Raw genomic sequence first — 16,269 nt, 5'->3', positions numbered from 1 at the left:
TACCTTTTCACTATTTCTGTAGTGTTTTATTCGTTAATCGAATTGTATAATATACCTGCATAGTAAATTCAGGTTATTTTTGACGTATTATTGACATCATTTTGTCTGAAATATGTCTTTTGTCATTTTTTTGAATCAGATTTTTTTCATTAGCAAAATGTGTTTTTTCAATATACGGCTTACTTTTATATCTATAAAACAATCGTTTTTTCTTCATACACTTGACTTTCAACCGAAAAAATGTCCTCGAAACTACCCTCGATAAATGCTTATTTTTTGTCAAGAGAAAAATGTATTTTCAAAATTCAAACTCGAAATAATGTTATTCAAAAATAGAAAATAACTTCCCTCTCCCTCGACTAAAAGTTCATTTTTTTGTCATTTTTCCATAACAAATAAAAAAACTGAGAGTCAATTAGACTCCCAGTTTTTTTATTTATTTTGCTGTATGTTTTCTAACGGCTGGTAATATTTCAGTAGCAATTAATTCAATATTTTTCTCAATTTTATCAAATGGTACACCGCCAAAATCAATTTGTGCCATAAAGCGTTGTTGGCCAAACAATTCATATTGGTAAAGCATTTTCTCAATGATTTGTTGTGGGCTACCAATCATTAAAGCATCGCGGTAATCTATTGCATTTGTAAATTGCTGTTTCGGATACCCACCACCGCGCAGTGTAAGCATACCAGCATTAATGTGAGGGTAATATTCACTAAGTGCATCTTGTGAATTTTTTGCCGTATAAAATAAACTCGTTGTCGCAACTGGTAAACTAGCTGGATCAAATCCACTTTGCTGAGCAGCCTCGCGGTAAGCATCTACTGACACTTTAAAGTTAATTGCTGGACCACCAAGTGTTGTTATCATCATTGGCACACCTGCACGTCCTGCTTTAATTGCACTAGCTGGCGGTCCACCAACCGCACGCCAAATTGGCAGGTTATTATTTTTAGCTCTAGGGATAACTGAAGCATGCTCAAGTGGTGCTCTGAACTGCCCATTCCATGTTACATGTTCCTCTTTATTAATTTTTAATAAAAGATCCATCTTCTCTTCAAATAACTCTTCATAATCATTCACATCATAACCAAGTAAACTATATCCTCCAATACGAGATCCACGACCAGCTACGATTTCAGCACGACCATTAGAAATCAAGTCAATGGTAGCGAAATCCTCATATACTCGAACTGGGTCAGATGTACTTAATATCGTTGCGGAACTTGCAATTTTTATATTTTTCGTAGCTTGCGCGACCGCACCTAAAATAACTGTATGAGCTTGCGTTGTAAAATGCGTTTGATGACTTTCGCCTACAGCAAACACATCAAGCCCTGCCTCATCTGCTAACTTAGCTGTTTCAATTAGTTCGTGAATTCTTTTTTCTGGCGTAATTTTCTCCCCATTATGTGGATTTAAAACATGATCGCCAATTGAATATAACCCAAACTCAATTCCTTTTCTTGTATCTATACGGTATTTTTCCATAATTACTCTCCCCTTTAATAATGTAGTATTAGTTTTTCTTCTAAAAACGTTGGTAAGTCAAGTATATCTCCGTATTACCTACCTCATCACTTGATTAGTCAATTGATGAGGTAAAAAAATTACTCTTGCGGTAATTCTTTTTTTTCGCTATGCTTATGAACTTTCGTCATCAGCTCGTATAATATTTTCTGCTCTTCTTCATTTAATACATCATCAAAAAACGAAGATTGAAATGCAAGTTGCTCTGGCAATGCTCTCTCTAAAGCAGCTTCTCCTTGCTCTGTAAGACTAATTGTTTTCGTTTTCCAATCTTGTTTTCGTACAATATATCCTTCTTTTTCAAGACGAGTTAACATTCGAGAAATGCCACCTTGTGTAACAGTTACCTTTTCAGCTAACTCCATTTGTGTGAGTGGTTGATACGTACGTATTTGCAAAAGCACATCAAATTGAGCTGTCGTTAAATCAAAACGTTTTAAAAACTCATTTGACATTTGATTACTTTGGTTCGTAAATCGTATTAAACGTAACCATATTAATGATCCTATCGTATTATCACGCATGTTTCATCACTTCCTAGCGTTCATCTTACTATCACTTTACTACGCAAGTGATAAAAAAGCAAGATAAAATGTAATAAATATAGCGATAGAGTATTGCATAAATAATGATAAGTAAGAATTCATATAAACATGAATTCTTACTTATCATTATTCTTAACTTTTCATTTCATTCATTACTATATTTAAAGCTGCCATAGCTTTTGGCCAACCAACGTAAAAAGCCATATGTGTTATTAATGCAACCAATTCATTCTCCATAACCCCATTTTGTTTAGCTAGCTTCAGATGAAATTGTAATTGTTCTGTATTACCGAGACTGATTAGTGCTGACACAGTACACAAACTTCTTTCTCTTAATGTTAAAGTGGCATCCCGCCACACTTCCTCAAATAATATCTTTTCACTATAATGAGCAAATGCAGGTGACATTTCTCTCATTTTCTTTTTAATATGTACTTCAATAAGTTCATTTTTCATTTTTTTCTCCCTTTATTTTCACCATTTGTGCTATCCCTTGACCAAATGACCAGTTTTCAGCAGCTGTCTCATTTAGTGTAATAAAAATATCCGAAGTTTTAACGTCGGAATATTCCGTAATTTTTAAGGATACCGATTGATACAAATCTTTTTTCTGTTGCACCGTTCTTCCCGGTCCACATGTAATAGAAACATAAATCATATTCTCTGTTCTCTTTTCTCCTCTTTCCAACAAATAATATGGATTATATAAAAATTTGTTTTGTTGGTAAGGTAAGAACATTTGAAAATAATCATTTTCAGGGATGTTAAAATGTTCAATTAATGAAAGATGGATACATTCACCCATTTTTTCCAACTCTTCTTCATTTAATGTGTTTTCAGAATAATAAATCTTCACAAAAGGCATAGACTTTCATTCCTTTTCTTATTTTTAATATACAACAAAATTTCATCGTGAAATGTGTAAAATCTCATATACTGTAACACCCTTATTCACTACAATATCAGGCTTCTCTTCATAAAACTCAAACCTACTATATCCCCATTTATCCGGATTATAAACGATTACATTCCCTAAACACTTTTCGTTGTTTTGTACATCTTCATTCATAGTGCTTAATTGAGTCCCAATCAGTGTTTTACTTTGAGAAATACTTCCTGCATATTCAACAACATATCTACTTTTCTTAAATCCATCACTTAGATTAACCACTAATGGAACACCTATATGTATTTGTTGCCATCCAAAAGATTGTAAAATGTTATCGTAATACCCTTCAAAGATAAATTTATTCATCCCTTCATGACCATTCCAAATATATAAAGGTGCATAGCAGTTATAAAAATTCCCGTCTTTCTCCGTTTCCGTAATTAAATAAGCTTTAAAATTTAGTTCTTGGAAACCATCAGTTTTATAGCCATTATCCTTTACCCTTTTCTTAATAATTTCCATGTCATAATCCTTTGGAAGAATGACCTTATATTGCATTCCAATCATGTTTATCACTCGCTTTCAATCTTATATACATTATGATAACTCGATAAGCGGCTAACGTAAAATAGGTATAAATTATGTTTGGTATCATTTATAATGATAGTGCATAAGGGGCTGAGATACATGGAAATAAATGATCTTATTATATTCAAAACTGTGGCCAGTGAGGGTTCTATTAGTAAAGCTGCTAAAGAGTTAGGATATGTTCAACCGAACGTAACTGAGCGAATCAAAAAATTAGAACAAGAATTAGAAACGCCTTTACTACATAGAGATAACAAAGGTGTTTCCTTGTTACCTGCTGGTGACATTTTATTAGATTACACGAATAAAATATTAACTCTATTAGAAGAAGTAAAAGATGAAATTAAAACGAGTGGTTCTTCTTATATAATAGCGACGTCACAATCTATTTTGACAAATTATTTAAGTAAGCGTATTAAAGTAAATTTCAGAAATTATCAAATATATGTAGAAAGTAGTAGTCATTTGCAAAAATTACTGCAGCAACAAAAAGTTGATATGGTCATAACTTATGAGGATTATCCTGACGCATCGTTTAAAAAAGTGTTCACAACCTCAATTTCTGTAGGCTTATTAAAAGCGAAAGAAAAATGTACCATTGATTATTCAAAAGAAATTTTCTTCGTTAGCAATGACAAAAAGTGCCCTTTTAGGAATAAGACAATACAATTTCTAAAAGAAAACAATCTATCTCAGCGACAACTTCAACAGTTGGATTCTTATTCGCTTATGGAAGAGTTTATTGCTGATGGAAAAGGAATATCTTTTTTACCGATTAAAAATGATACATTAGTAATAATTGAAGATGTTCCCCTTGAGAATTTAGCTGTTCATTTTTTTACGAATCAAACCTTTATAAAGCATATCCCTGATGAACTATTTGATTAATAAAATGACTTTGATTACAAACTTTTTTCAAAATAAAAATCCCTCTTTAACGAATATAAAAGAGGGATTTTTATTTTGTATACAATTGATTTTTCACACGTTTTGCTCCACTTCTGTACTTTTCTCCTTCTTATTCCTTTTAAAACTCTTCAATTTCTTAACCGTCCCAACCAATCCTTTCGGAAAAACGAGTAGCACGATAATATACAATAAACCTAGAATAATCGTCCATCTTTCAAAAATCGGATATTCCGTCGCTAGTTCTGATAAATAATATTTTAGTGATTCAATAATCCCAGACCCAGCAATAGCTCCAATTAATGTTCCCACTCCTCCAATCATTGTCATTAAGAGTGCATTTAGTGTCATTTCAATTGAAAATACAGTCGTATTGACAAAGCGCAATGTAATAACAAATAAACCACCGCTAATCGCAGCTACTACTCCTGCAACAATGCTAGCAATAATTTTATAATGAAGCACTTTATATCCTAGTGCTTCAACACGTTGCTCATTTTGTGAAATTGCTTTTAATACTTTTCCAATAGAAGATTTGGTGAAAAGACGTAAGAGAACAAAAATGATAAGTAAACATATAAGTGTTACATAATAAAACGTAAAACGATCACGGAATACGTCTGGTACACCAAATGTAAAACCATCTCCTCCGTGAGTGAGCCCACGCCATTTTTCAGCAAGGACGAAAAACAACTGTGAAATAGCAAGTGTTAACATCGCATAAAAATGACTTTTCAGCCGTAAAGAAAGTAAACCAATTATATAACTAACGATTGCTGAAATGATAATTGCAGCTACTATTCCAATTAAAAAGTTCGTTATTGATACGCCTTGTCGATCAAATAAAAGCGCTACCCCATATGCTCCTATCCCAAAGAACATACAATGACCGAACGATACAATTCCTGTATACCCAAGCAATACATCAAAACTCATTGCAAAAATAGCAAAGATGAAGATTTGAGTGAACAAAATTAACAGGCTCCGTGAATCATTTACGAACGGAAATACACTTAAACAAATGAGCATACATACTCCGAAGTATACTTTAATTCGGTCCGATGTGTTGTTCACCATTTCACCCCTTTTCACCAACAAGTCCAGTTGGCTTCACTATTAAGAAAAATAGTAACATTAACATATTAATTGCAAGTGATAAATCTGGTATAAAGTACGCTGTAAAAGCACCAGCTAATCCAACAATTAAAGAAGCAATAGCTGAACCTTGTACGCTTCCTAATCCACCGATAATTACTACTATAAAAGCTAAAATTGCATACTGCATGCCCATCTCGGCGAAAATAACGCCCGAATACGGTGCTAATAAGAATCCTCCCAAAGCTGCCATCCCTGCTCCTAATAAAAAGACGAAAGAAAATATCGCTTTTACATTAATACCAAGCGCTTGAACCATTTCTTTATCCATTACACCTGCACGGATCATAAGACCTATCTTCGTCTTTTTGAGTAATAGTAGTAGTGCAATGTAAATAATTATCCCAATCAAAATAACAAATAGACGATATTTAATTAATATAATACCTCCGAATGTAAAACTTCCTTGTAACCATAACGGTAATTTTGCACTAATAGGGTTTGGCCCCCAAAATATTTTAATACACTCACTAAGAACGAGCATTCCTCCAAGCGTAACGAGCAGCTGTCGAACATGATTTCCATATACCGGTCTAATAAGAAACCTTTCTAAAATAAATCCTAGGAACATTCCCATGGCTACTGCTCCAACTAAAGCTAATATATAACTTCCTGTCATATTAAATAACCAAACACCTGTAAATGCTCCCCATGCAAATAAACCACCGTGTGCAAAGTTTAAAACGCTCATTAGACCGAAAATAAGTGAAAGACCTGATGCTAACAAAAAAATGAGCATCCCTGTTGAAATCCCATTTACAAATAAATTGATTAACACATCCATCCTTTTCACCTCGGATTCATGTTAAGAGATTCCTAAATATTTATGACACATTTCCTTATCCTTTTTTAATTCATTCATAAAACCGTTATGAACAATTCGTCCGTTATCCATAATGTAAAAATAATCGCCAATTTGACTAGCCATCATAAAATTTTGCTCAACAAGTAAAACTGTTGTTTTCTCTTTCATCTTCAAAATAGCTACCATTAATTTCTCCACCATTATCGGGGATAGCCCTTTGCTCGGTTCATCAATAAGTAATAATCCATCACTATTAATAAACGCTCTTGAAATAGCCAACATTTGCTTTTGCCCTCCGCTCAAGAGCCCACTTTTCTTATTCCAAAACTGCTTTAAATCCGGAAATAGTTCCAGCATCCACTCTATTTTCCCTTCTACTTCCTCACCTTTTCCCCTAGCAAGAGCGAATGTTTCTTCTACTGTCAAATCATGAAAAATACCTTGATTTTCTGGTACATACCCTATTCCTTTCCTTGAAATTAAATGTGTAGGTAATCCACTTACTTTTGCACTATCATAATAAATTTCACCATCTGCAATGCGGTGAAACCCCATCACTGAACGTAATGTCGTTGTTTTCCCTGCCCCATTTCTACCAAACAGTACAGTAATCGTCCCTTTCTCAACAGCAAGAGATACTCCTTGCAAAATATGAAACTGATCTAAATACGTTTCTATATTATTCACTTGTAATAGTGCCACTATATAATCCCCCTAAATAAGCACTTTGTACACGCTCATCTTTCATAATTTCTTCTGGCAATCCTTCAGCCAATAACTCTCCATGAAATAAAACGATAAGATGATCTGACAAACCTAGTATCATATCCATTTTGTGTTCGATAAGTACAATTGTGCTCTCTGGATGTTTCTTAATATTTTCAATCACTTGTAATATAGCAGGGACCTCTTCAACCGAAATACCTGCCGTCGGCTCATCAAGTAATAACACATCCGTTTTTAAAGCTAATAACATCGCAAGTTCTAGCTTTCTTTTCTCTCCATGTGCCAAATCTTTCGCTAATACGTTCTCTTTCTCGTGAAGTAATACTGTTTTTAAGAAACGTCTCGCCTCTCCAACTTGTTGCTTTAATTTTGCTGAACTCGGGAAAAAACTATAGTAATCTTGTACGAATGATTGAACACTTAAACGGACATTTTCAAGTACCGTTAATTCTGGGAATATGTTTGTAAGCTGAAAAGAGCGACCGATTCCTAAGCGTGTTCGATCTGAAATCGATAGTTTTGTAATATCTTGCCCTTTAAAATACACTTCACCTGTTGTGGGTGAAATCTGTCCACTTAGTAAATTAAATAATGTTGTCTTCCCCGCACCATTTGGCCCGATAATAGAAATGAGCTTTCCTTTTTGGACAGTTAAATTTACATCTTTAATAACATGATGTTCACCAAAAGATACGCTAAGATTTTTCGTCTCTAGCAAATGTGTCACGAAATCCCTCCCTTTAAAGCCGTGAGTATGAAAGAAATATGTATAAAGAGGGTCCCCCTCTTTATACAAAAACAACAGAAAATTCAGTCTATTTATTTTGAACTGGTGGTTCTGTTTCTTTCATCGTTAATTCTCGCTCTAACACTGGCACCGGATAATCAACACCGTCTTGCTTTTTCAATGTGATAGAATACAGTGTCTGCATCGCTTGGTGGTCCTTCTCTCTAAACTTCATCTTTCCTTTCGGTGTATCAAATTCCATTCCTTCCATTTTCTTAATCAAGGTATCTACATCTGTATCACCTTTTGTTTTCTTTAAGGCTTCTACAATAGAAATTGCTGCTGACATTCCTCCCGCTGTAAACAAATCTGGCACTGCACCATTAAAACGTTTTTTATGCTCTTCAACTAGCCAATCATTCACTTTATTTTTTGGAAGTGTGTGATAATATACAGAAAAACCTTGCATACCTACTAATGCATCCATTGTTTTTAATGCTGGTATATCTGGCGCACCTGTAGAAATTTTAATACCTTGCGCTTCCACATTCATATCTTTCAACTGTTTCCAAGGTGAATTTGCCCCTGCCCAAACGATAAATAAATAATCTGGTTTTGAACTAATGATATTTTGAATATTCGCTGTAAAATCTGTTGAATTTGTATCCGCGTATTGCTCATTCACAATGTTCGCACCTAATTTTTTCGCACCCGCTTTAAATGCAGCAATCCCTTCACGACCAAAAGCGTTATCTGGGGCAAATGTCGCAATCTTTACATCTTTTTTCGCAATTGCTGCTGCTCCTGCAATCGCATCTTGTGAGGAACTTCTTCCAGTTCTAAAAATATATTTATTCCAGTTCTTTCCGGTAATACTATCCGCAACTGCCGGTTCTACAACCATAATCTTTTCATATTCCCCGGCCAGTGGTAAAACCGCTAACGTATCACTTGAACTAGACGATCCAACTAAAAAATCAACTTTCTCTTCTTCTAATAACTTCGTAGCTTTTTTAACTGCTACATCCGCTTTCGTTTCTGTATCTTCTACAACAAACTTAATCTTTTTCCCATCTACTTTCCCAGTTCCACCAGTTGCATAATCTAACCCTAATTCAAATCCGTTCACTGTTTGTTTTCCATACGATTCTAGCGGTCCTGTTAAAGAAGCAAGGACTCCTACCTTAATCGTTTTTTCATCCTCTGTACTTGTTTTCTTTCCTGAACAAGCTGCCGTTATTAATAACGAACCTAAAACACAACCAGTAAACATTGTCTTTAGCCACTTACGTTTTTTCATCGACATTGTGATCCTCCCCATACTTTACTTTCTGATAGAATCAAACACGCCAAAATCCCCTGTCCGTAATCATGACTAACTAATTCGATAGATAATGGAAAACTCTTGTAGTACCCTCTACATTCGGCACAAATATATAATCACCTTCCTATGTAATGGAAACGGACATACAATCAATATATATTCTGCAATCCAATTGAAAATACTGTTTCATTTCAGTAATGACCATACAAAAAGACTAACTTATTTTTAAGTTAGTCTTTTCCCCTTAATTAGAGTTAAGTTCTACTTTCTCTAACCCTTCAGCCAATTGTTTCTTATCTAGTCCTTCTCCTATTACTACTAAGTTTGTCGGGAAACCGAAGTCTTGTTCTAATAAAGTTGGTACTCCGAACGAATATTGGAATAGGTGAGGGTATTTATCTCCATGGAATTTCACAAAACCTTTCACTCGATAAATACTATCTGGTAAATTCGAAAGCCATTCATATAATTTGTCTTGTTCAATCGGTTTCGTAAATTGATACGTCATCGTTTGTATATGTAAATGCTGTTTGACATGTAGTGTCTCATGTTCCTCATCATTTGGAAATTCTGCTTCCTCTATATCTTTTAAAGATATATTGCAATACTTTGTCTCATACATTTTCGCATGATCATTTATTGCCTCTACTTCTTCAAATACTGTGTTCTTATCTTCATCTGTTAGTAAATCTGCTTTATTAACAAGAATGTGACTACCAAATTTCAGTTGCTCATGCAATAGCTGTTGTACATTTGCACTTAATATACTTCGGTTTAACCACCTTACTGCATCTAAAACGACTACAATTGATTTTACTTCCAGAAAAGGAGCTAAAATTGGCGAGACACACGCGTCTAACACTTCAATTGGATGCGCAACACCTGTCGTTTCTATATAAATTACATCTGGTCTTTCTTGTTGGTATAACGAATGTAATTGTATTTCAAGCTCTTCTTTTAATGTACAACAAATACATCCTTTAAGAAGTTCTCTTAAAACATTCTCTTTTCCAATAATATCTGTATCTACCGAGTATTCACCAATTTCATTCATTAATACTGCAACTTTTCTATTCTTCTTTTTCTCTGCTAACAATAAATTTTGTAATAATGTTGATTTTCCACTACCTAAAAAACCACCTAATATATGAATCTCCACTTTATTCATTCAACCGACCATCCATTTCTTTACTTCAAATGTATTCAAAGCGTAATAATTACGATTTATATTTATCATTTTATTAAAAGAATGACCATTTGTAAATATAAGAGATTCACTGTTCATTTACTTCATATGCAACTCTTACTCCAGACTCAATTGCCCCTTGCATCCATCCATGTGTTAATGTCGTATGCTCTCCTGCAAAATGTACTTTTCCAGATGGTGGTGTAATATACGGAAATAACTCGAGCTCTTGGCCTGGTTCGAAAGCTGTAAATGCACCGCAAGAATACGGATTTTTACTCCAGCTAAAAGATGTTCCAGTGACAAACTCACTATAGACGATGTCACCGTATATTTCCGCTAAATTTTTTAATGCGTAACGAATACGATCTCTTTGCGGGAGACTATCCCATGTTAACGCCTCATCTGCCCACGTATAACTTGCTATTACGATAGCTGGTCCTGGAGTATGAATGCCATAACTCGGATAGTATGTAAACCGTATCGGTAAATCAGTAATAGATTTACCGCCACACTGTCCCGCTTTCTCCCAAAATCTACTTTTAAACTCTATTGCAATTTTAGTTGCAGCAATATAATTTAATTCACGAATTGCTCTTTTTTTAAAATAAGAGAATAAATAGTATGGCTGAACTTCTACAAATCTTAACGCTGAAAATGGAATTGTAATAATAGCAAAATCACTTGTTATTGTAAATTGCTCTAACGTTTGTTCATGATTTCCTTGTAACATTACTTTATTATCTTCTTGTATGATTTTATCAACCTTATACGGCATTAAAATATGTTCTCTTAATTGTGGTAAGAATGCATTCGATAACTTATCCATTCCACCAGTTACTTCATAATATTTCGTTGTTGAAGTAAAGAAAATCATTTCACGTAATACTTCAATTAAGGACATTCCCATATAAGCTTCCATATCAAGAAGTACCCCAATCATATCTATTGCACCATCTGAATAATACTCCATTAAAAATGAACCAAGCGAATACGTTTTATACTTTTTTTCAACAATAAGCCAGTTTTTATCAGGATCCTTCTTAATATAATTTAGTATTGGTTCTAATACCTCAATCATTAGCTCTTCTGCCGTTTTTCCTCTTTCTTTATCCAAAACCGGATATTCAAGTACACTTGGATCATTTTCAAACACATTCAATCTCGTTTGAATGTTATTCGTATAAATGATATCTGCAAAAGTTTTATTTATAAAAAGGTTTAAAGGTAGTTTAAATTTATGAATATACGCTAAGGTTAACTTATGGGTGTCAGGGATTCTCATCGGTCCCGCATTAAAATATAAACCCACACTAAATGGTTCCCGAATCGTATACACCCTGCCACCTATTCTGTTATTTGCTTCTATAATCGTTACTTCGTGCCCAGCCTCTTTTAATAAAGAACCTGCAACTAATCCAGAAATCCCTGCACCTGCAATCGTAATCCGTTTTGGGTTATTCTTTTTAACAAGCCCTGCATGAATAATATGAAGCATTTCTTCCATTGCTAATGGGTTCCCCATGCCATTTCCCCTTTTACAAAGGATTTTACTGAATTATATTCGGTTCACTGAATTCCTATGTTTTGTTCGCGGATTTGCACGGATACATTTTCAAATACTTGAATATCTTTTATAAAATGTAATAAACTAGATATGACTCTATAGAAGTAAGACGTATTATCTTACATAATAAAATCAATGAAATTGCGAGGAATTTTGAAATGAAAAAAGGTATTAACCGTGTTGTATTAGTAGGAACAGGAGCAGTTGGATGTAGTTATGCTTACTGCATGATTAACCAAGCCGTAGCTGAAGAATTTGTTTTAGTCGATGTAAATGAGGCAAAAGCTGAAGGGGAAGCAATGGATTTAAGTCATGCTGTTCCATTCGCACCAGCTCCAACTAGAGTATGGAAAGGCAGCTACGAAGATTGTAAAGATGCTGACCTTGTAGTTATTACAGCTGGATTACCACAAAAGCCAGGCGAAACACGTTTAGATTTAGTTGAGAAAAACGCTAAAATCTTTAAACAAATCGTTCGCAGTATTATGGATAGCGGATTTGATGGCATCTTCTTAATCGCAACAAACCCTGTAGATATTTTAACTTACGTAACTTGGAAAGAATCTGGTTTACCGAAAGAACGTGTAATCGGTTCTGGTACAACGCTTGATTCTGCTCGTTTCCGCTATATGTTAGGTGAGTACTTCGATATTGGTCCACACAACATTCACGCTTATATTATCGGAGAACACGGCGATACTGAACTTCCTGTTTGGAGTCATGTTTCCGTTGGTATCCAAAAACTACAAACACTGCTTGAAAAAGACAACACGTATAATCAAGAAGATTTAGACAAAATTTTCATAAACGTCCGTGATGCAGCTTACCATATTATTGAGCGTAAAGGCGCAACTTATTATGGTATCGGTATGTCACTTCTACGTGTTACAAAAGCAATTTTAAACGACGAAAATAGTGTATTAACTGTATCAGCTTACTTAGAAGGTCAATATGGTCAAAAAGATGTTTATATCGGGGTGCCTGCTGTTTTAAATCGCGGCGGTGTTCGTGAAATTTTAGAGGTTGAATTAAGTGAAGAAGAAGAATTAAAATTCGATCACTCTGTTCAAGTATTAAAAGAAACAATGGCTCCGGTTCTTTAATTAAGATAAAAAGCAATCCAATTTATTTTGGATTGCTTTTTTATCTTAATTATCCCCTATGACCTTTTAATGATTTTCTATCATTTCTTATTTTTTAGTCGCATCCTCATTATTTATATCAAGTACATCTAATAAAAAGATAAAGATTGGTATCCCGATAATAAGCCCCCATATTCCGAGGAAATGCTCTGAGAAGATGAGAATCATAAATGTATAAAAGATTGGTAAATTTGTTTTTGCAGACATAAACTTCGGATTTAAAAAATAACTTTCAAGAGCGTGGATTACTGTTATGAACACGAGTATGTATACTACGTACATAACTCCGCCTACGTTGTAAGCAATGATACAAAGTGGAAACAAAGAAATAATCACACCTGCAACAGGAATCAACCCTAGTAAGAAAACCATAACAGCTAATACAAGTAGCTGTGGAAATCCTAAAACAATTAATGCAATGACAGTAAGAATACAATTTACAACGGCAATTAAAAACTGAGCTTCAATTACTTTTCCGAACGATCTTGCAAATCTTTCACCAAAATATGCAATTTCCTCATAAAAGATTTTTAACTTACTATCTTTAAACTTAGATGTGAATGTAATAATACGCTCTTTTTCTAATAAGAAAAATAAGCTTAAAATTAGAGATAATAATATTTGTAAACTTACCTTCCCTATATTTGCTATTGATTGATATATAACATCTACACCTTGTTCTATATATTTTGATACTTCCATCCCATTAATTGTCGAAAGTACATATTTAACGATTTCATTATCAGGTGGATTTTGAAAAAATAGTTTAAATTGATAAATTAATTGTGAAATTTGTATCGTCAGCACAGGTAAATATTTATATAACGTTGTGCCTATAAAGGAAACTAGTATTATATACAAACATGCAATAACAATTTTCCGGTTTACTTTCAATTTTCTTGAAATAAAACGTTGAAATCGATCCATTAAAAACGTCAGTATAAACGTAATTAATATTAAATTGATCATACTTTTTAATGCATATAATACAAGCGCTACTATTATTAAAACGAGAAACCGTTGAAACCCTCTACTTCGAAAAAAACTCTTTACTTCATTCATTAAGAATTAACCTCCCCCTTCAATGGATGGAAATTGAATCTATTACATTTTATGAACTTCTATAGACAATCTTTCTTACTAATTGAGAAGAATCCTTTTTTTCTTTTCATATTGTTAGATTCGTTTAACTGGAATCCACCAACATATTTCGGTGGACTCCAGTTATTTTTCATATAATCTTTTTATATACTAGGTGATTTTCTATTTTTAGACTGCTGTTCATACGCATATCCCATATTGAAAAGCTCTCTTTCACCAAACTGTTTCCCTACAAACACTACACCGATTGGTTCTCCATTTTTATCATATCCAGCAGGAACCGCTAATTCCGGATAACCAGCTACAGCTGATAGAAGAACTTCATCGTTATTAATCATAACTAGAGCATCCAAACCTTTTTCTACTAAATACCTATCTAGCTCTTTTTTTGCATTTGCTTGACTCGTTTGTACTACGTTTTCGAACTCTTCTTTCGTTATAGCAGATTTTTCAGACCCCTCAATTAATGTTTGTCCGTATTTTATTCGTCTTTTACTATCCTTTTTATTAAACGCTATAATCTCTTCTAACGATTTTACCGGTATATTTTTTTGCTGCGAAAAATAGTCGTTTACATTATGCTTGAACTCATATTCTAATGTTTGCAAATTATCTACACCCTCAGCACTTAACTGGATATTATCAGCTAATATCGCACCTGCCTCTTGAAGGTCTTTTCTAATTTTTTCTGCTACTGTTTTTCTATTTTCATCTTGTTGGTCTACAGAAAAAAGAAGCCCTATCTTTTTCCCTTTTAATCCATCTATTGATAAATCCTTTGTATAATCAATTCTTTCTTTATCTTTCATTTTTTCTGTCATAACATCTTTTTCGTCATAACCTATCATTGCATTAAATAACGTTGCTGCATCTTTTACTGTTCTTGCCATAGGTCCTGCTGTATCAAGAGTTTCAGCTAATGGAATAATTCCTGTTCTACTTACCATACCTAAAGATGGACGTAACCCAACTACTGATTGCTGCGCCGCTGGTGCAACAATCGATCCCGTCGTTTCTGTTCCAATTGCAAGCGGCGCAAAATCTGCCGCAACTACTGTAGCAGATCCTGAACTTGATCCTGAGTATCGAATGTAATCGGACCGTACGGGTTTAAATTTTGTCCTTTCTTCCCGCTATACCCGCTTCCTCATATGTCAATAAGGATAAAAATATTATTCTTCAAATCTATATACGATGTTTATCACACCATCTTGACTTACTTCTATTCTTGTAATCAATTTTTTAAAAGTTGAATACAGGTCTTCGGACTTCTCCAGCAATTCGAATGCTTCTTTCACTTTCTGCTGCTCAACTACTAAGGTCTTAACATCATCTAATTTTAATATTTCTAACTCTTTTTCTTTTATAATTTTTTCAAAATTTTTATCTCGTTTAGTAAAGGTTTCTTTATCAATCGGTCCACCGTCTAAATACAAATCTAATAAGCGTTCCCTTTTTATCTCTAGTTCTTTCTTTTCTTTTCTTAATTTCTTCTGCTTTTCTTGATGTTTATCTGTGTCATTTAAGTTAAATACCTTTTCCAAGTCATTTTCTTTTTCTTTTAATTTTTGTAGTACAAACAAGCGTAAATCACTATACTGTAGTCCAGAGTGTTTGACACATCCACGCGCCCCCATTCTCTTATACCTACCGCATATTAAATAACAATAATAACGTGTCTCCCCTTCTTTATTTTTATACATTCTTTGTTGTAAGGCTAACGGTGTCCTACAATGAGCACAACAGGCTAGCCCTCTTAATTCGTTTTTTATTGCTACACGACGTTTTGTTTTTTTATCTGTTTTTGAATTATTTACTCTATCCCATAGATCCCGCGTAATTATAGCCGGATGATGATTTTCAAATACTACCCATTTTTCTTTAGGATTTATAATCATCTTTTTTCTTCCATCTACTTTTACTTCTGCATACTTCTGCATTATATAATCACCTTTATATGCAGCATTTGTAATTATCGCTCGTATACTTGGATAGGCCCACAACTTTCCAGTTCTTGATGGTACCCCATGCCCATCAACTTAAGAATCTAGACTACCCCCAAGTGTAAAAAAACGTT

The 16,269-nt window shown here is 33.9% G+C and carries 15 protein-coding genes and 2 pseudogenes; 2 read left to right on the top strand and 15 right to left on the bottom strand.

Annotation, left to right across the window (positions count from 1 at the left end):
- Positions 1 to 436: 436 nt before the first annotated feature.
- From CQ064_RS10825 to CQ064_RS10805, 5 genes are all read right to left on the bottom strand, one after another.
- Positions 437 to 1,492 carry an LLM class flavin-dependent oxidoreductase gene (locus CQ064_RS10825; protein ID WP_000417549.1) on the bottom strand — a complete coding sequence of 352 codons (1,056 nt, stop codon included), beginning with the start codon at positions 1,490 to 1,492 and terminating at the stop codon, positions 437 to 439.
- 119 nt (positions 1,493 to 1,611) lie between these two features.
- Positions 1,612 to 2,055, bottom strand: coding sequence for a MarR family winged helix-turn-helix transcriptional regulator (locus CQ064_RS10820; protein WP_001205523.1), 444 nt, complete (start codon positions 2,053 to 2,055; stop codon positions 1,612 to 1,614).
- Positions 2,056 to 2,208: 153 nt separating this feature from the next.
- Positions 2,209 to 2,532 carry a carboxymuconolactone decarboxylase family protein gene (locus tag CQ064_RS10815; protein ID WP_000787201.1) on the bottom strand — a complete coding sequence of 108 codons (324 nt, stop codon included), beginning with the start codon at positions 2,530 to 2,532 and terminating at the stop codon, positions 2,209 to 2,211.
- A complete protein-coding gene (locus tag CQ064_RS10810) occupies positions 2,522 to 2,941 on the bottom strand; it encodes a tautomerase family protein (protein ID WP_001117237.1) in 420 nt (139 codons plus the stop codon). The genes CQ064_RS10815 and CQ064_RS10810 overlap by 11 nt, the downstream gene beginning before the upstream one ends.
- Positions 2,942 to 2,983: 42 nt before the next feature.
- A complete protein-coding gene (locus CQ064_RS10805; RefSeq protein ID WP_000579908.1) occupies positions 2,984 to 3,532 on the bottom strand; it encodes a DUF4865 family protein in 549 nt (182 codons plus the stop codon).
- 120 nt (positions 3,533 to 3,652) lie between these two features.
- On the opposite strand from CQ064_RS10805, the gene CQ064_RS10800 reads away from it, so the two are divergent.
- Complete coding sequence (locus tag CQ064_RS10800) at positions 3,653 to 4,441, top strand: LysR family transcriptional regulator (RefSeq protein ID WP_000404995.1); 789 nt, start codon at positions 3,653 to 3,655, stop codon at positions 4,439 to 4,441.
- A 93-nt stretch (positions 4,442 to 4,534) separates the two neighbouring features.
- Here CQ064_RS10800 and CQ064_RS10795 read toward each other — a convergent pair whose 3' ends face one another.
- The 7 genes from CQ064_RS10795 to CQ064_RS10760 all read right to left on the bottom strand — a co-directional run bounded on the left by CQ064_RS10795 (position 4,535) and on the right by CQ064_RS10760 (position 11,907).
- A complete protein-coding gene (locus CQ064_RS10795; RefSeq protein WP_003274156.1) occupies positions 4,535 to 5,488 on the bottom strand; it encodes a branched-chain amino acid ABC transporter permease in 954 nt (317 codons plus the stop codon).
- Between the two features lie 49 nt (positions 5,489 to 5,537).
- Complete coding sequence (locus CQ064_RS10790) at positions 5,538 to 6,398, bottom strand: branched-chain amino acid ABC transporter permease (protein WP_000382787.1); 861 nt, start codon at positions 6,396 to 6,398, stop codon at positions 5,538 to 5,540.
- Positions 6,399 to 6,419: 21 nt separating this feature from the next.
- A complete protein-coding gene (locus CQ064_RS10785) occupies positions 6,420 to 7,121 on the bottom strand; it encodes an ABC transporter ATP-binding protein (protein ID WP_001196696.1) in 702 nt (233 codons plus the stop codon).
- Entirely contained in the window at positions 7,099 to 7,872 is a 774-nt protein-coding gene (locus CQ064_RS10780) for an ABC transporter ATP-binding protein (protein WP_000149328.1), read from the bottom strand. Before CQ064_RS10780 ends, CQ064_RS10785 begins: the two co-directional genes overlap by 23 nt.
- Positions 7,873 to 7,960: 88 nt before the next feature.
- Positions 7,961 to 9,178 (bottom strand): substrate-binding domain-containing protein, encoded by a 1,218-nt coding sequence (locus CQ064_RS10775; protein ID WP_000062000.1) that lies wholly within the window; start codon positions 9,176 to 9,178, stop codon positions 7,961 to 7,963.
- Positions 9,179 to 9,440: 262 nt separating this feature from the next.
- Entirely contained in the window at positions 9,441 to 10,364 is a 924-nt protein-coding gene (locus CQ064_RS10770; protein WP_001044937.1) for a CobW family GTP-binding protein, read from the bottom strand.
- Between the two features lie 106 nt (positions 10,365 to 10,470).
- Positions 10,471 to 11,907, bottom strand: a complete 1,437-nt coding sequence (locus CQ064_RS10760) for a flavin monoamine oxidase family protein (RefSeq protein WP_000528004.1) — start codon at positions 11,905 to 11,907, stop codon at positions 10,471 to 10,473.
- A gap of 200 nt (positions 11,908 to 12,107) precedes the next feature.
- On the opposite strand from CQ064_RS10760, the gene CQ064_RS10755 reads away from it, so the two are divergent.
- Positions 12,108 to 13,052 (top strand): L-lactate dehydrogenase, encoded by a 945-nt coding sequence (locus tag CQ064_RS10755; protein ID WP_000715322.1) that lies wholly within the window; start codon positions 12,108 to 12,110, stop codon positions 13,050 to 13,052.
- An 87-nt stretch (positions 13,053 to 13,139) separates the two neighbouring features.
- Here CQ064_RS10755 and CQ064_RS10750 read toward each other — a convergent pair whose 3' ends face one another.
- From CQ064_RS10750 to CQ064_RS10740, 3 genes and pseudogenes are all read right to left on the bottom strand, one after another.
- Positions 13,140 to 14,153, bottom strand: coding sequence for an AI-2E family transporter (locus CQ064_RS10750; RefSeq protein WP_001006602.1), 1,014 nt, complete (start codon positions 14,151 to 14,153; stop codon positions 13,140 to 13,142).
- 182 nt (positions 14,154 to 14,335) lie between these two features.
- Positions 14,336 to 15,336 (bottom strand): annotated as a pseudogene (locus tag CQ064_RS10745) (amidase family protein); the annotation flags it as partial.
- A 28-nt stretch (positions 15,337 to 15,364) separates the two neighbouring features.
- Positions 15,365 to 16,210 (bottom strand): annotated as a pseudogene (locus CQ064_RS10740) (recombinase family protein); the annotation flags it as partial.
- Between the last annotated feature and the right edge of the window lie 59 nt (positions 16,211 to 16,269).

Origin of the sequence: Bacillus sp. MYb78, from assembly GCF_002975115.1 — a bacterium.
GTDB lineage: Bacteria > Bacillota > Bacilli > Bacillales > Bacillaceae_G > Bacillus_A > Bacillus_A cereus.
This window is presented reverse-complemented; position numbering and strand designations above follow the sequence as displayed.

Excerpts from the sequence above, each read along its gene's own strand:
- CQ064_RS10825 (WP_000417549.1), bottom strand. The coding sequence starts at position 1,492 with ATGGAAAAATACCGTATAGATACAAGAAAAGGAATTGAGTTTGGGTTA.
- CQ064_RS10820 (WP_001205523.1), bottom strand. The coding sequence starts at position 2,055 with ATGCGTGATAATACGATAGGATCATTAATATGGTTACGTTTAATACGA.
- CQ064_RS10815 (WP_000787201.1), bottom strand. The coding sequence starts at position 2,532 with ATGAAAAATGAACTTATTGAAGTACATATTAAAAAGAAAATGAGAGAA.
- CQ064_RS10810 (WP_001117237.1), bottom strand. The coding sequence starts at position 2,941 with ATGCCTTTTGTGAAGATTTATTATTCTGAAAACACATTAAATGAAGAA.
- CQ064_RS10805 (WP_000579908.1), bottom strand. The coding sequence starts at position 3,532 with ATGATTGGAATGCAATATAAGGTCATTCTTCCAAAGGATTATGACATG.
- CQ064_RS10800 (WP_000404995.1), top strand. The coding sequence starts at position 3,653 with ATGGAAATAAATGATCTTATTATATTCAAAACTGTGGCCAGTGAGGGT.
- CQ064_RS10795 (WP_003274156.1), bottom strand. The coding sequence starts at position 5,488 with ATGCTCATTTGTTTAAGTGTATTTCCGTTCGTAAATGATTCACGGAGC.
- CQ064_RS10790 (WP_000382787.1), bottom strand. The coding sequence starts at position 6,398 with ATGGATGTGTTAATCAATTTATTTGTAAATGGGATTTCAACAGGGATG.
- CQ064_RS10775 (WP_000062000.1), bottom strand. The coding sequence starts at position 9,178 with ATGTCGATGAAAAAACGTAAGTGGCTAAAGACAATGTTTACTGGTTGT.
- CQ064_RS10770 (WP_001044937.1), bottom strand. The coding sequence starts at position 10,364 with ATGAATAAAGTGGAGATTCATATATTAGGTGGTTTTTTAGGTAGTGGA.
- CQ064_RS10760 (WP_000528004.1), bottom strand. The coding sequence starts at position 11,907 with ATGGGGAACCCATTAGCAATGGAAGAAATGCTTCATATTATTCATGCA.
- CQ064_RS10755 (WP_000715322.1), top strand. The coding sequence starts at position 12,108 with ATGAAAAAAGGTATTAACCGTGTTGTATTAGTAGGAACAGGAGCAGTT.
- CQ064_RS10750 (WP_001006602.1), bottom strand. The coding sequence starts at position 14,153 with ATGAATGAAGTAAAGAGTTTTTTTCGAAGTAGAGGGTTTCAACGGTTT.